Annotated in this window: 14 protein-coding genes; 8 read left to right on the top strand and 6 right to left on the bottom strand. The window is 53.3% G+C overall.

Annotated features, from left to right (window positions below; translation table 11 throughout):
- Positions 1–14 precede the first annotated feature (14 nt).
- On the bottom strand, positions 15–1295 hold the full coding sequence (locus FND52_RS06880) for an MFS transporter (RefSeq protein WP_125295664.1): 1281 nt from the start codon (positions 1293–1295) through the stop codon (positions 15–17).
- Between the two features lie 263 nt (positions 1296–1558).
- Here FND52_RS06880 and FND52_RS06885 point away from each other — a divergent pair, with 263 nt between their 5' ends.
- The 7 genes from FND52_RS06885 (at position 1559) to pdxK (ending at position 8380) form a co-directional block, all read left to right on the top strand.
- Positions 1559–2458, top strand: coding sequence for a LysR family transcriptional regulator (locus FND52_RS06885; protein ID WP_144130175.1), 900 nt, complete (start codon positions 1559–1561; stop codon positions 2456–2458).
- A gap of 245 nt (positions 2459–2703) precedes the next feature.
- On the top strand, positions 2704–3717 hold the full coding sequence (locus FND52_RS06890) for a sulfate ABC transporter substrate-binding protein (RefSeq protein ID WP_144130177.1): 1014 nt from the start codon (positions 2704–2706) through the stop codon (positions 3715–3717).
- Entirely contained in the window at positions 3717–4550 is an 834-nt protein-coding gene (gene cysT, locus FND52_RS06895) for a sulfate/thiosulfate ABC transporter permease CysT (RefSeq protein WP_125295661.1), read from the top strand. The genes FND52_RS06890 and cysT overlap by 1 nt, the downstream gene beginning before the upstream one ends.
- Entirely contained in the window at positions 4550–5425 is an 876-nt protein-coding gene (gene cysW, locus FND52_RS06900) for a sulfate/thiosulfate ABC transporter permease CysW (protein WP_125295660.1), read from the top strand. The genes cysT and cysW overlap by 1 nt, the downstream gene beginning before the upstream one ends.
- On the top strand, positions 5415–6500 hold the full coding sequence (gene cysA / locus FND52_RS06905) for a sulfate/thiosulfate ABC transporter ATP-binding protein CysA (RefSeq protein ID WP_125295659.1): 1086 nt from the start codon (positions 5415–5417) through the stop codon (positions 6498–6500). Before cysW ends, cysA begins: the two co-directional genes overlap by 11 nt.
- Before the next feature lie 69 nt (positions 6501–6569).
- A complete protein-coding gene (gene cysM / locus FND52_RS06910) occupies positions 6570–7481 on the top strand; it encodes a cysteine synthase CysM (protein ID WP_144130179.1) in 912 nt (303 codons plus the stop codon).
- Positions 7482–7534: 53 nt separating this feature from the next.
- Positions 7535–8380 (top strand): pyridoxine/pyridoxal/pyridoxamine kinase, encoded by an 846-nt coding sequence (gene pdxK / locus FND52_RS06915; protein WP_144130181.1) that lies wholly within the window; start codon positions 7535–7537, stop codon positions 8378–8380.
- A gap of 53 nt (positions 8381–8433) precedes the next feature.
- Here pdxK and crr read toward each other — a convergent pair whose 3' ends face one another.
- From crr to cysZ, 5 genes are all read right to left on the bottom strand, one after another.
- Positions 8434–8937 carry a PTS glucose transporter subunit IIA gene (gene crr / locus FND52_RS06920; protein WP_002463576.1) on the bottom strand — a complete coding sequence of 168 codons (504 nt, stop codon included), beginning with the start codon at positions 8935–8937 and terminating at the stop codon, positions 8434–8436.
- 43 nt (positions 8938–8980) lie between these two features.
- A complete protein-coding gene (gene ptsI / locus FND52_RS06925; protein WP_125295656.1) occupies positions 8981–10708 on the bottom strand; it encodes a phosphoenolpyruvate-protein phosphotransferase PtsI in 1728 nt (575 codons plus the stop codon).
- 43 nt (positions 10709–10751) lie between these two features.
- A complete protein-coding gene (gene ptsH, locus FND52_RS06930) occupies positions 10752–11009 on the bottom strand; it encodes a phosphocarrier protein Hpr (protein WP_002463574.1) in 258 nt (85 codons plus the stop codon).
- A 380-nt stretch (positions 11010–11389) separates the two neighbouring features.
- Positions 11390–12361 carry a cysteine synthase A gene (gene cysK, locus FND52_RS06935; RefSeq protein WP_144130183.1) on the bottom strand — a complete coding sequence of 324 codons (972 nt, stop codon included), beginning with the start codon at positions 12359–12361 and terminating at the stop codon, positions 11390–11392.
- Between the two features lie 162 nt (positions 12362–12523).
- Entirely contained in the window at positions 12524–13285 is a 762-nt protein-coding gene (gene cysZ / locus FND52_RS06940) for a sulfate transporter CysZ (protein ID WP_144130185.1), read from the bottom strand.
- Positions 13286–13513: 228 nt separating this feature from the next.
- Between cysZ and zipA the strand changes: the two genes are divergently transcribed.
- Complete coding sequence (zipA, locus tag FND52_RS06945) at positions 13514–14467, top strand: cell division protein ZipA (RefSeq protein WP_125295652.1); 954 nt, start codon at positions 13514–13516, stop codon at positions 14465–14467.
- Positions 14468–14488 lie beyond the last annotated feature (21 nt).

Raw genomic sequence — 14488 nt, forward strand, 5'->3', positions numbered from 1 at the left:
TAATGTTGGAGTAATTAATGTTTATCCTCACTCCAGATGGGAGGATGTTTCCACAAAGGAATAAGAATCAGGCCGGACAGCAAGGCCATTAAAGCGGAAATAACAATGATGAAAGGATTACCGTAAGTAGAAATCAAATAAGCGGAAAGTACCCCGCCATAAATCCCTCCAAGGCCTTTAGCGCAGGCGTATAACATTCCATAGTTCGATCCTGAAGCCACTTCGCCATAGTAATAACCTACGATTGAGGCAAATAGCGAGTATAATGCGCCCCAGAAAAAGATAGAAATGACGCAACTGCTGGTAAATCCAAAAGAGCTGCCTGCTTCGGCAAAATACAGGGCGATAAGGGAGAAGGCGCCGCATAATATATAAAAAACTGACATGGTTTTATCGATGCCGATTTTGTCAGCAATCCATCCGGCGATAACTCTGCTCAGGCCGCTGGTAATGGCAATGCCTACCGTCATCATCGTGCCGGCCGTTACGCTAAAATGGAACGCCGAAGCAAATTTCATGCTCTTTGATATAAACGTTAAGCCCGCGCCCGATACTAAAACAAACGATAAAATTAATACCCAAAACTGCCATGTCCCCATGGCTTCCCCCATACTGTATTGCTTATCACAGGGGCGCTTGACCATTTTCCTGGCGCGAGTGCTTGGTACATGCCAGCCTTTAGGCGGGTCTTTCATTAATAACCCGGTAACGATAATAACGATTGAAATAATGGCGGCCATAATGAAGATAGCGTTAAAAAATGTCTGGTCAGGGGCATTTTCCGGGATCGCCTGCATCGGGAAGATAAAAGGCAGTGCTCCCCAGGAAAACGCGGCGGACATGAGTCCTGTAGTAATATTTCGATTATCCGGGAACCATTTATTACAGGTGGTAATCGCTGCGTTATACACGAACCCGCAAAAGAAGCAGCCAATACACCAGACAATCAGCACTAAACCGTAAGAAAATGTTGCTCCGTAGGCGCAAAACAGCAGTCCAATCCCGGCAAAAACACCCGCCACCACGGAGACAATTTTCGGACCAAATTTGTCACGCAGAATGCCGCCGGGTAAGGTGCCAAATGCCTGGCAGATAACAAACATCGTAAACATTAAGGAAACTTTTGTAGATTCCCATCCATAGATTTTTCCAAGATGGGGGGCAATAACAGACCACGCATATTCATAAGGGCTAATAACACACATCGCCAGAAATGCGATAACAAATAACCACCATCGGCTAAAGCCTAATATTTGTTTGTCAGTCTGGTAGTTGGTGGCTGCAATTTCGCTCATGACAATCACTCCCATGTTAATTTGTGAATTGAACTTCTAATGCGCCTGTTTTTTTGGTGTTTTACGGGAAGCGCTCACCTTTTAAATGAATAAAAGCTGTGCAGGTGTCCGCCAGGCAAAATTTTGCGTAATAGTTAACGTTGAATAATTACAGGTATCAGCGGAACAGTTAATTTTTGCCCTTTGTCTTTCTGACTGTTATTAATACTCACTGGCGAAAGAAGGTGAAATGTTTTTTTTAACTTTATGGATGATTTAAAATCATGAATTTATCAAATATATCTTTAAGGCAGTTACGGATCTTTTTAGCAGTTGCGGAGTATCATGGCTTTAGCCGTGCTGGCAGCATGATTGGATTAACACAATCCGCCATGAGTCACAGCATCGGAGAACTTGAAAATGAGCTGGGTATTCGATTATTTGATCGGACGACACGCGAGGTGGTGTTAACGCAACAAGGAGCAGAACTTTCGTTAGAGCTGCGTCGTTTACTCAGTGAATTAGAAACCACGCTTTATAATGTGCAGAATAAAAAGGAAAAGCGTAGCGGACTGGTTCATGTTGCGACCAGTCCGACCATTTCCGCAGGGATTATGCCAAATTGCATTGCACAATTGCGTCGTATTTATCCGCAAATTAATCTTGTGATTCACGATCAGATACAGCAGCAAACCCTGGCAATGGTTGTGAATGGCGAAGTGGATTTTGGTGTTATCGTCGAACCGTTAACGCCACTTGAGTTATTTACCGAGACCTTTTGGGAAGAGCCTTTCTGTCTGGTGGTGCCTAAAAGCCATCCCGTTTCACAGCGTGACGCGGTTAACTGGAGCGATCTTCAGAATGAAGATCTGGTTTTACTCGATAATGGTTCAGGAAGCCGCCCCTTAATTAACAATGCATTAATTCGTAACAATGTGACACCGCATGTCATTCAGGAGCTCGGACATGTAACGACAATATTTCAAATTTTGTCTTCAGGAATTGGCGTGTCAATTATTCCAGAGCTGGCGCTAGCCTCGCTGGAAAATTCCGATCTGGTCGCTATTCCATTATGGCCAACTGAGACCCGGCGTTTACAATTAGCACGCCGCCGCCAACGTTCGCTTTCTCCCTCTGCCGCACTGGTATGGGGATTTATCAGCCAACTTAAAAAGTTATCCTGACGTGATAGGGTTAGCCAATCGACAAGGGCGAGCGTGCATTTTCTCCTGATGGAGAAGCGCTTAGCCCTTCGATGCGCGGGAGGGGGCTAATTAAGGCCATGATGAGGCTGAGATCGGGCTACACAGTGCGCTTATTCTCTTTTCGACTTCCAAATCACCAAACGGTATATAAAAGCGTTACTGCTTTATCACTCGTTATAAATAAACTGAGGCCAGGATCGTCATCACATTTATAAGGGTGCGTAATGGCCGTTAAATCAGCGAAAAAAATTTGCAGTGCGCTTGCAGTCCTGGTGTTAGCTGGCCCTGCGCAGGCAACTGAATTACTGAACAGTTCTTACGATGTTTCTCGCGAGCTGTTTGCCGCGCTTAACACGCCGTTTGAGGCGCAGTGGGCGCAGGAAAACAACGGCGATAAGCTGACCATCAAACAATCCCACGCCGGTTCGTCAAAACAGGCGCTGGCGATTTTGCAGGGCTTAAAAGCAGACGTTGTAACTTATAACCAGGTGACCGATGTGCAAATCCTGCATGACAAAGGCAACCTGATCCCGGCGGACTGGCAGAGCCGTTTGCCGAACAACAGCTCGCCGTTCTACTCCACCATGGCGTTCCTGGTGCGTAAGGGCAACCCTAAAAACATCCACGACTGGAATGACCTGGTGCGTTCCGACGTGAAGCTGATTTTCCCGAATCCGAAAACCTCCGGCAACGCGCGTTACACCTATCTCGCGGCCTGGGGCGCGGCTGATAAAGCCGACGGTGGCGATAAAGCCAAAACCACCCAGTTTATGACCCAGTTCCTGAAAAACGTTGAAGTATTCGATACCGGCGGACGTGGCGCGACCACTACCTTCGTTGAGCGCGGCCTGGGCGACGTGCTGATTAGCTTTGAGTCGGAAGTAAACAACATCCGCAATCAGTACGCCAAAGAAGGCTTCGAAGTGGTGGTGCCGAAAGTCAACGTGCTGGCCGAATTCCCGGTGGCCTGGGTGGATAAAAACGTCAAATCCAACGGTACTGAGAAAGCGGCGAAGGATTACCTGAACTATCTCTACAGCCCGAAAGCGCAGACCATCATTACCGACTATTACTACCGCGTGAATAACCCGGAAGTCATGGCGAAGCTGAAAGATAAATTCCCGCAGACCGAACTGTTCCGCGTGGAGGACCAGTTTGGCAGCTGGCCTGACGTGATGAAAACCCATTTCAACAGCGGCGGCGAGCTGGACAAGCTGTTAGCGGCGGGGCGTAAGTAATGTTTGCAGTCTCTACCCGCCGGGTGCTGCCGGGCTTCACGTTAAGCCTCGGCACCAGCCTGCTGTTTGTTTGCCTGATTTTGTTGTTGCCGTTAAGCGCGTTAGTGATGCAGTTGTCCCAGATGAGCTGGGCGCAATACTGGGAGGTGGTGACCAACCCGCAGGTGGTCGCCGCCTATAAAGTTACCCTGCTGTCGGCGGGCGTCGCCTCGATCTTCAATGGCGTGTTTGGCCTGCTGATGGCGTGGATTTTGACCCGCTACCGTTTTCCCGGGCGCACTATTCTGGATGCGCTGATGGATTTGCCGTTTGCGCTGCCCACCGCCGTGGCGGGTTTGACCCTGGCGTCGCTGTTTTCAGTTAATGGTTTTTACGGCGAATGGCTGGCGATGCTGGATATCAAAGTCACCTACACCTGGCTGGGTATCGCGGTAGCGATGGCGTTTACCAGTATCCCGTTTGTGGTGCGTACCGTGCAGCCGGTGCTGGAAGAGTTGGGCCCGGAATATGAAGAAGCGGCGGAAACCCTCGGTGCCAGCCGCTGGCAGAGCTTTACCCGCGTGGTATTGCCGGAGCTCTCTCCGGCGCTGATGGCGGGCGTGGCGCTGTCGTTTACCCGCAGCCTGGGCGAGTTCGGCGCGGTGATTTTTATCGCCGGCAATATCGCCTGGAAAACGGAAGTCACGTCGCTGATGATTTTCGTGCGTTTGCAGGAGTTTGATTACCCGGCCGCCAGCGCCATCGCCTCGGTGATCCTGGCCGCCTCGTTGCTGCTGCTGTTTGCTATCAACACATTGCAAAGTCGCTTTGGCCGACGCGTGGTAGGTCACTAATGGCGCAGGTTACAGAATTGAAAAGCTACGGTAAGCCCGGCATCAACTGGGGTAAATGGTTCCTGATTGGCACCGGCGTGCTGATCAGCGCGCTGATCCTAGTGGTGCCGATGGTGTATATCTTCGTCCAGGCGTTCAGCAAAGGGCTGATGCCGGTGCTGCAAAACCTGGCTGATCCGGACATGCTGCACGCCATCTGGCTGACGGTATTGATCGCGCTGATCACCGTACCGGTTAACCTGGTGTTCGGCACGCTGCTGGCATGGCTGGTGACGCGCTTTAACTTCCCGGGCCGCCAGCTGCTGTTGACCCTGCTGGATATCCCGTTTGCGGTTTCCCCGGTGGTGGCCGGTCTGGTGTATCTGCTGTTTTACGGCTCGAACGGCCCGCTCGGCGGCTGGCTGGGCGATAACGATCTCCAGGTGATGTTCGCCTGGCCGGGCATGGTGCTGGTGACCATTTTCGTCACCTGTCCGTTTGTGGTACGCGAGCTGGTGCCGGTGATGCTCAGCCAGGGCAGCAACGAAGACGAGGCCGCTATTTTGCTGGGCGCGTCCGGCTGGCAGATGTTCCGCCGCGTCACGCTGCCGAATATCCGCTGGGCGCTGCTGTACGGCGTGGTGCTGACCAACGCCCGCGCCATCGGCGAGTTCGGCGCGGTGTCGGTGGTTTCCGGCTCCATTCGCGGTGAGACCCTGTCGCTGCCGCTGCAAATCGAATTACTTGAGCAGGATTACAACACGGTCGGCTCCTATACCGCCGCCGCGCTGCTGACCTTAATGGCAATTTTGACCCTGTTTTTAAAGAGTGCGTTGCAATGGCGTTTGCATCATCAGGAAAAACGCCAGCAACAGGAGAGCAATCATGAGCATTGAGATTTCCAGAATTAAAAAATCGTTTGGCCGCACTCAGGTGCTTAATGATATTTCTCTGGATATCCCCTCCGGCCAGATGGTGGCGCTGCTGGGGCCGAGCGGCTCCGGCAAAACCACGCTGCTGCGGATTATCGCGGGCCTGGAGCATCAGTCCAGCGGGCATATTCGCTTTCACGGCACCGACGTCAGCCGGTTGCACGCCCGCGACCGTAAAGTGGGTTTTGTGTTCCAGCACTACGCGCTGTTCCGCCATATGACGGTGTTCGACAACATCGCTTTTGGCCTGAGCGTGCTGCCAAAGCGTGAGCGCCCCAACGCCAGCGCCATCAAGCAGAAGGTGACCCAACTGCTGGAGATGGTGCAGCTCGCCCATCTGGCAGACCGCTTTCCGGCCCAGCTTTCCGGCGGTCAGAAACAGCGTGTCGCTCTGGCGCGCGCCCTGGCCGTTGAGCCGCAAATTCTGCTGCTTGATGAACCCTTTGGCGCGCTCGACGCCCAGGTGCGTAAAGAGCTGCGCCGCTGGCTGCGTCAGCTGCATGAAGAATTGAAATTCACCAGCGTCTTCGTCACCCACGATCAGGAAGAAGCCATGGAAGTGGCGGACCGCGTAGTGGTGATGAGCCAGGGCCATATCGAACAGGCCGATGCGCCGGAGCGCGTCTGGCGCGAGCCGGAAACCCGCTTTGTGCTGGAGTTCCTCGGCGAAGTGAACCGCCTGCACGGCACCATTCGCGGTAGCCAGTTCCACGTTGGCGCGCACCGCTGGCCGCTGGGCTACGCGCCTGCGCACCAGGGGCCGGTGGATCTGTTCCTGCGCCCGTGGGAAGTGGACGTTAGCCGCCGCACCAGCCTGGAATCGCCGCTGCCGGTACAGGTGCTGGAAGTGAGCCCGCGCGGCCACTATATGCAATTAGTGGTACAGCCGCTCGGCTGGTATGACGAAACCTTAACCGTTGTTTTACGGGAAGATTATGTCCCGCATCGCGGCGAGCGCCTGTTTGTTGGCCTGCAGCATGCCCGTTTGTATAACGGCAATGAGAAAATTGAGAGTATTGCCCTGGCCGAATCCGCCTGATAGTTTGTTGCGATCGACGATGTGAAAGCGGCTTCGCAGCCGCTTTTTTTATGCTCTGGAAAGACTGACGTGAATACATTAGAACAAACCATTGGCAATACGCCGCTGGTCAAACTGCAGCGTATGGTGCCGGATAACGGCTGTGAAATTTGGCTAAAGCTGGAAGGCAATAACCCGGCGGGTTCGGTAAAAGATCGCGCGGCGCTGTCGATGATCGTCGAAGCGGAAAAGCGCGGCGACATTAAACCCGGCGACACGTTAATCGAAGCCACCAGCGGCAACACCGGCATCGCGCTGGCGATGATTGCGGCGCTGAAAGGCTACCGTATGAAGCTGCTGATGCCGGACAACATGAGTATCGAGCGCCGCGCAGCAATGCGCGCCTACGGTGCCGATCTGGTGCTGGTGACCAAAGAGCAGGGCATGGAAGGGGCGCGCGATCTGGCCCAGGCCATGGCGGACCGTGGCGAAGGCTATATCCTCGACCAGTTTAACAACCCTGATAACCCCCTGGCGCATTACCGCACCACCGGCCCGGAAATCTGGCGGCAGACCGATTCACGCATCACTCATTTCGTCTCCAGCATGGGCACTACCGGCACCATTACCGGCGTCAGCCGTTTTCTGCGCGAGCAGGCAAAACCGGTGACCATCGTTGGCCTACAGCCGGAAGAGGGCAGCAGCATTCCAGGCATCCGGCGTTGGCCGGAAGAATATATGCCGGGGATTTATAATGCTGACCTTGTGGATGCTGTGCTGGATATTCATCAACGAGAAGCAGAAAATACCATGCGCGAGTTAGCCAGCCGTGAAGGCATCTTCTGCGGCGTGAGTTCCGGCGGAGCCGTGGCTGGCGCTTTGCGAGTGGCGCGTGAAAATCCAGGCGCAATTGTTGTAGCGATTATCTGCGATCGCGGCGACCGTTATCTCTCGACCGGCGTATTTGGTGAAGAGAGCTACGCGCAGGGAGCGGGCATTTAAGCCGCTCTCCGTTCGCGGATAGCATGCCCTGATGACCAGGGAAGGATAAAAGGATGACCGCAATCTTATTTGGCGACGGGCAGCGGGCGCTGCGCACGGACATTATTTCCGTTCAGTCGCAGGTGGTATACGGCAGCGTGGGCAACAGTATCGCGATCCCCACGCTGCACCAGGCAGGCTTTCGGGCCATGGCCGTGCCGACGGTGCTGCTCAGCAACACGCCCCATTACCCCAGCCTGTACGGCGGGGCCATTCCCGACGACTGGTTTAAAGGCTATCTCACCGGGCTGCTGGAGCGTGACGCGGTGCGGCATGTGAAGGGGATTATCACCGGCTACCTCGGCAGCGTGGGGCAGGCGGAGATTCTGGCGGACTGGCTTGAGCAGGTGCGCGAACGTTATCCGCATCTGTGGGTGATTATCGATCCGGTGATGGGCGATACCGACAGCGGTATCTACGTGAAGCAGGAGCTACCGCAGGCCTATCGCGAACGGTTATTGCCGCTGGCGACCGGCATCACGCCGAACGCCTTTGAGCTGGAACGCCTGACGGGTCGCGCCAGCCCTGGTTTAGCGCAGGCGGTAGACGCCGCCAGAACGCTGCTCAACGGGCGTACCCAATGGGTGGCGGTGACCAGTGCCCCAGGGGACGATCTGCCAGCAGACCGCATGCAGGTGGCGCTGGTGACCGCGCAAAATGTCGAGGTGTTCGTTCATCCACGGGTCGATGCGGAGCTGAAAGGGACGGGGGATCTGTTCTGCTCGGCGCTGGCGGGCAAACTGCTGCAGGGCATGAGCCTTCCCGAAGCGGTGAAAGGGGCGAGCGACCGGGTTGTCGACGTGATGCGCCACACGCTGGCGTTAGGGTTTGATGAACTGGCGTTGCCGGAACATCCCTGAGGAAGCAGGATAAAAAAATGGCGCCTTTCGGCGCCATTTTTACTCAAGCAGTATTACTTCTTAATGCGGATAACCGGGGTTTCACCCACGGTCACGCTACCCGTCAGCTTAATCAGCTCTTTGATCTCGTCCATATTGGAGATCACAACCGGCGTCAGCGTAGATTTGGCTTTCTCTTCCAGCAGCGGCAGATCGAATTCGATAACCGGATCGCCAACTTTCACGCGTTGACCTTCTTCAGCGATACGCTTGAAGCCTTCGCCTTTCAGCTCAACGGTATCAATACCGAAGTGAACGAAAAGCTCAATGCCGCTATCGGATTCGATAGAGAAGGCGTGGTTGGTTTCGAAGATTTTACCGATGGTGCCGTCAACCGGTGCAACCATTTTGTTACCGGTTGGTTTGATAGCGATGCCATCACCAACGATTTTTTCCGCGAACACTACATCCGGCACATCTTCAATATTAACGATTTCGCCAGACAGTGGAGCAACGATCTCAATGGTTCCGGTGTCGCTATTGCCTTTGTCACCGAACAGTTTACTAAATAACCCCATTAGCCTTCTCTCCTAAGCAGTAATTTGGGCCGCATCTCGTGGATTAGCAGATTGTTTTTTCTTCAATGAACTTGTTAACCAGCGTCATTAACTCGTCCGTTGTCGGTTGAGCAAGAGCCTGCTCTGCTAACACCTTCGCATCTTCGTAATTCGTATTACGAATTATCTTCTTGATACGCGGGATAGAAATGGCACTCATACTGAATTCATCCAGACCCATCCCCAACAACAGAAGTGTAGCACGTTCGTCGCCTGCAAGCTCACCACACATTCCGGTCCATTTACCTTCTGCATGAGATGCATCAATCACTTGCTTAATTAGAGTCAGTACAGACGGCGACATCGGCTGGTAAAGATGTGAAATCATATCATTACCGCGATCAACTGCCAGGGTGTACTGTGTTAAATCGTTCGTTCCGATACTAAAGAAATCGACTTCTTTGGCTAAATGACGCGCAATTGTCGCTGCTGCCGGTGTTTCCACCATCACGCCAACTTCAATAGATTCGTCAAAGGCTTTGCCTTCATCGCGCAGTTCCTGCTTGAAGGTCTCGATAGCTTTTTTCAGCACGCGGACTTCTTCAACGGAGATGATCATCGGGAACATGATGCGCAGTTTTCCGAAAGCGGAGGCACGTAGAATCGCACGCAGCTGATCGCGCAGAATCTCTTTACGGTCCATGGCGATACGCACCGCACGCCAGCCCAGGAACGGGTTCTCTTCTTTCGGGAAGTTCATGTACGGCAGTTCTTTATCGCCGCCGATGTCCATGGTACGCACGATAACCGCCTGAGAACCGCAGGCTTCCGCCACGGCTTTATAAGCAGCGAACTGCTCTTCTTCGGTCGGCAGCGCGTCGCGATCCATAAACAGGAATTCGGTACGGTACAGGCCCACGCCTTCCGCGCCGTTGCGCTCAGCGCCAGCGACGTCGCGCACGGTGCCGATGTTGGCGCACACTTCAACCTGATGGCCGTCAAGGGTGATAGCCGGCAGGTCTTTCAGTTTTGCCAGTTCTGCTTTTTCTTCAGCAACCTGGGTCTGAATATTGCGCAGGGTTTCGATCTCTTCATCGCTTGGGTTGACGTAAACTTTGTTGTTTACCGCGTCGAGGATCAGATAGTCGCCGTTTTTCACCTGGGTAGTGACGCTACCGGTACCCACGATAGCAGGCAGTTCCAGAGAACGCGCCATGATAGAGGTGTGGGAAGTGCGTCCGCCGATATCGGTGATGAAACCCAGCACCTTTTTCAGGTTCAGCTGTGCGGTTTCTGACGGCGTCAGATCGGCGGCAACCAGGATCACTTCATCCTGAATGGCGCTTAAATCGATAATGGCGAGACCAAGAATATTACGCAGCAGGCGCTTACCGATGTCGCGTACGTCAGCCGCACGCTCTTTCAGGTATTCGTCATCGAGTTCTTCCAGCGCAGTCGCCTGGCCTTCGATAACGTCATAAGCTGCCGCGTCGGCAGTGATGAGCTTGTCCTTAATCAGGGCTATGATTTCCTGCTCTAGCTCCTCATCTTCCAGCAACATAATGTGGCCTTCGAAGATGGCTTCCTTTTCCTCACCGAAAGTTTCGCCGGCTTTGACTTTGATCGCTTCTAACTGCGTAGAGGCCTTGGCGCGCCCACTCAGGAAACGCTCAACTTCCTGATCAACCTTATCGGCAGAAATCTTTTTCCGGTCGATGACAATCTCATCTTCTTTCAGCAGCAGTGCTTTGCCGAAAGCGATACCCGGGGATGCTAAAATGCCTGAAATCATAACCCTACCTTACTTGTGACTGATATTAATAAGAACCCGGAACTTACTCGAGTTCAGCCATCAGTTTTACCAGATGCTCAACTGCTTTCTGCTCGTCTTCGCCTTCGGCAGAGATACTGACCACAGTACCCTGAGTCAGACCCAGAGTTTGCAGTTTGAACAGGCTTTTTGCGCTGGCGCTTTTGCCGTTGGAGGTCACAGTGATATCAGACGTGAAGCCTTTCGCTTCTTTAACAAACTGAGCAGCAGGGCGGGTATGCAGGCCGTTCGGAGCGGTAATGGTAACTTCTTGCTGGAACATTATATTTCCCCAACTTATAGGTTTAGTGTTGTGGAACTAAAGTCTAGCCTGGCGGCCACACTTTAGCCTTAAAGTTGCACCGGCGTTCAAGGCAACGCGGCACAGAATGCCAGAACTGCGAAATCGCACGGCGCCATTACGCAACCCGCGTTTCGCTCGTCATCAATCATTATGCAGCTAATAACAAAGCTTAACCAAATCATTAAATCGATTCAGCCAATACTAATCCAATAATGATTAATTTCACGCATCGAAATAAATTGATGCTTAAATACCAGAGCTAGCGAGATGAGGCAATGCCAGGAGCGGTGAAAGTTTGAAGCAGGGCACAAAAAAGCACCCCAAAAGGTGCTTTTTTATTCAAAATTAACAATCTGGCATCATTGTTGCAATTCTTTCTCAGTGAAGAGATCGGCAAACAATGCGGTGCTCAGATAACGTTCACCTGAAGAGGGAAGGATAACCACAATATTCTTGGTGGTAAAGGCTTCGTCTTCCTGAAGTTTGAGCGCGGCAGCAACCGCAGCGCCGGAAGAGATGCCCGCCAGGATGCCTTCTTCTTCCATCAGGCGACGCGCGGTAGAGATAGCTTCGTCGTTAGTGATCGCCACTACTTTGTCGATCAGTTTCAGATCCAGGTTGCCCGGGATAAAGCCTGCGCCGATACCCTGGATTTTGTGCGGGCCGGGTTTAAGCTCTTCACCCGCCAGCGCCTGAGCGATAACCGGAGAATCGGTCGGCTCGACCGCAACGGTGATCAATTCGGATTTGCCTTTGGTGTTCTTGATATAACGGCTCACGCCGGTCAGCGTACCGCCGGTACCCACGCCGGAGATAAACACGTCTACCTGGCCGTCGGTGTCTTCCCAGATTTCCGGGCCGGTGGTTTTTTCGTGAATTTCCGGGTTAGCCGGGTTGCTGAACTGCTGCAGCAGCAGATATTTCGCCGGATCGCTGGCGACGATTTCTTCCGCTTTCTGGATTGCGCCCTTCATGCCTTTTGCGCCTTCGGTCAGCACCAGGTTTGCGCCCAGCGCTTTCAGCAATTTGCGGCGCTCAATGCTCATGGTTTCCGGCATGGTCAGGGTCAGTTTGTAACCACGTGCTGCGGCCACATAGGCCAGCGCGATACCGGTGTTGCCGCTGGTCGGTTCAACCAGTTCCACTCCCGGTTTCAGTACGCCGCGTTTTTCGGCATCCCAAATCATATTGGCACCGATACGGCATTTGACGCTGAAGCTCGGGTTGCGTGATTCTACCTTCGCAAGAATGCGTCCGTTACCGATACGGTTCAGTCGAACCAGCGGCGTATGACCGATAGTCAGCGAGTTATCTTCAAAAATCTTACTCATGGCCTGTCCTTAACTGTATGAAATTTGGGAAACAGAGTTAGCATACGCACTTCCCCACCAGGGGGAAGTAAGTAATTCGCATATCTATATGCTGATGAGAAATAATGATGATCACTATGGAATAAGAGATGGCATAAGCCGCTTCGTTTCCGTTCTCCGCCTTTACTGCCACAAGGCATGTTGGCGGCGATAGCAGTCCACCCACATTGCGGTAGCGCCGCACACCGCTACCGGCATAATCACCAGATTTAAAAACGGAATCAGCGTAAACAGGCTCACCAGTGCGCCGAATTGCATATTAGTAAATTTGCGTTCGCGCAGGGCGATACGCATCGTTTTAAACGGGACTTTGTGGTTATCGAAAGGATAGTCGCAATACTGGATTGCCAGCATCCAGGCGCTGAATAAAAACCACAGCACCGGCGCAACGGTCTGGCCGATGCCAGGGATAAAGTAAAGCAACAGCAGAACCACGGCGCGCGGAAGATACCAGGCCAGCTTTTGCCATTCGCGTTTCATGATACGCGGTACGTCTTTGAGGATGCCAAAAACCCCGGTGTCCGGTGGAGTAGCGCCGGTTAAACGCGCTTCCAGCTGTTCTGCCAACAGGCCATTAAACGGCGCGGCAATCCAGTTCGCCAGTGTTGAGAAGAAATAGCCGAAGATCAGCAGCACGGAAATCACCACTAATGGCCAAATCACATAGCTCAACCATTGCAGCCAGCCCGGCACGTGAGACATCAGTGCCGGGATCCAGACGTCAAATTGAGAAAACAGCCACCAAAATGCCCCGCCCATCAGGACGATATTGATCAATAATGGCAGGATAACGAACCGGCGAATGCCCGGCAGCGTGACCAGTTTCCAGCCCTGAGAAAAATAATACAGACCGCTACGCGGCGTGCCGCCGGATTGTGAAACCATATTGAGGCTTACTCCTTAAATGTCAGCCAGGGTCAACGCAGGCTATCTTAACCGAGCCCGGGAATATCGCCAGTTCGGAAATGGTCGAAAAAACAGCAAAAAACACGTTTTATTTCATCTTTATGCGGAGAAAAACGTGAGTGGACTTGCACTCAAGCAGATGGGCAAATACTCTTAGTGAGTAAATGTTTGCCGCAGTGGCAAGGTGTTAGAACAACAGAGAATATAATGATGCAGGATTTGCGTCTGATATTAATCATTGTTGGCGCAATCGCCATAATAGCCTTACTGGTGCACGGCCTGTGGACCAGCCGTAAGGAACGCTCCTCTGTGTTCCGCGACCGTCCGATTAAGCGGATGAAGTCGAGGCGTGATGACGATTCTGATGATGATGGCGACGACATGGAAGACGAAGGGGTCGGTGAAGTACGTGTTCGCCGCGTTGCACCCGATCATGACAGCGTCTCCCGGGAACCTGAGCCGCCTCGCCAGCCGGAAGCGCCGCAGCATAACTACCAGCCTCCTTATGCGTCCTCGCAGCCGCGCCAGCCTGTGGCTCGTCCTCAGGAACCCGAGCAACGCGCGCCGGTGCAGCAACAGCCTGTACAACAGGCACCCGTCGCTCCGCAGCCTGCGCCGACGCAACCTGTTGTAAGAGCGCCGGAACCGCAGCAGCCGCAACCCGTTGCGCCTGCGCCGCAGCCTGAACCTGTCGCGCAGCCTGAACCTGCGCCCGCACCGGCACCTGAAAAACCGCGCCTGAAAGAGACCGTCATTGTCATGAACGTGTCGGCTCATGCCGGTAGCCAGTTGAATGGCGACGTGCTGCTCAACAGCATTCAGCAGGCCGGATTTACCTTCGGCGAAATGAATATTTTCCATCGTCACCTCAGCCCGGACGGCAGCGGGCCGGTACTGTTCAGCCTGGCGAATATGGTGAAGCCGGGGTCGTTCGATCCGGAAAACATGCATACGTTCGCGACGCCTGGCGTCACCATCTTTATGCAGGTGCCTTCTTATGGCGATGAGATCCAGAACTTCAAGCTGATGCTGCAATCTGCACAGCACATTGCCGATGAAGTTGGCGGCGTGGTACTGGACGATCAGCGTCGCATGATGACGCCGCAAAAACTGCGTGAATACCAGGATCGCATCCGCGAAGTCAAAGACGCTAACGCATAACCTGCGTGCGGTGAACAACAT

Source organism: Atlantibacter subterraneus (assembly GCF_007570865.1).
GTDB lineage: Bacteria > Pseudomonadota > Gammaproteobacteria > Enterobacterales > Enterobacteriaceae > Atlantibacter > Atlantibacter subterraneus.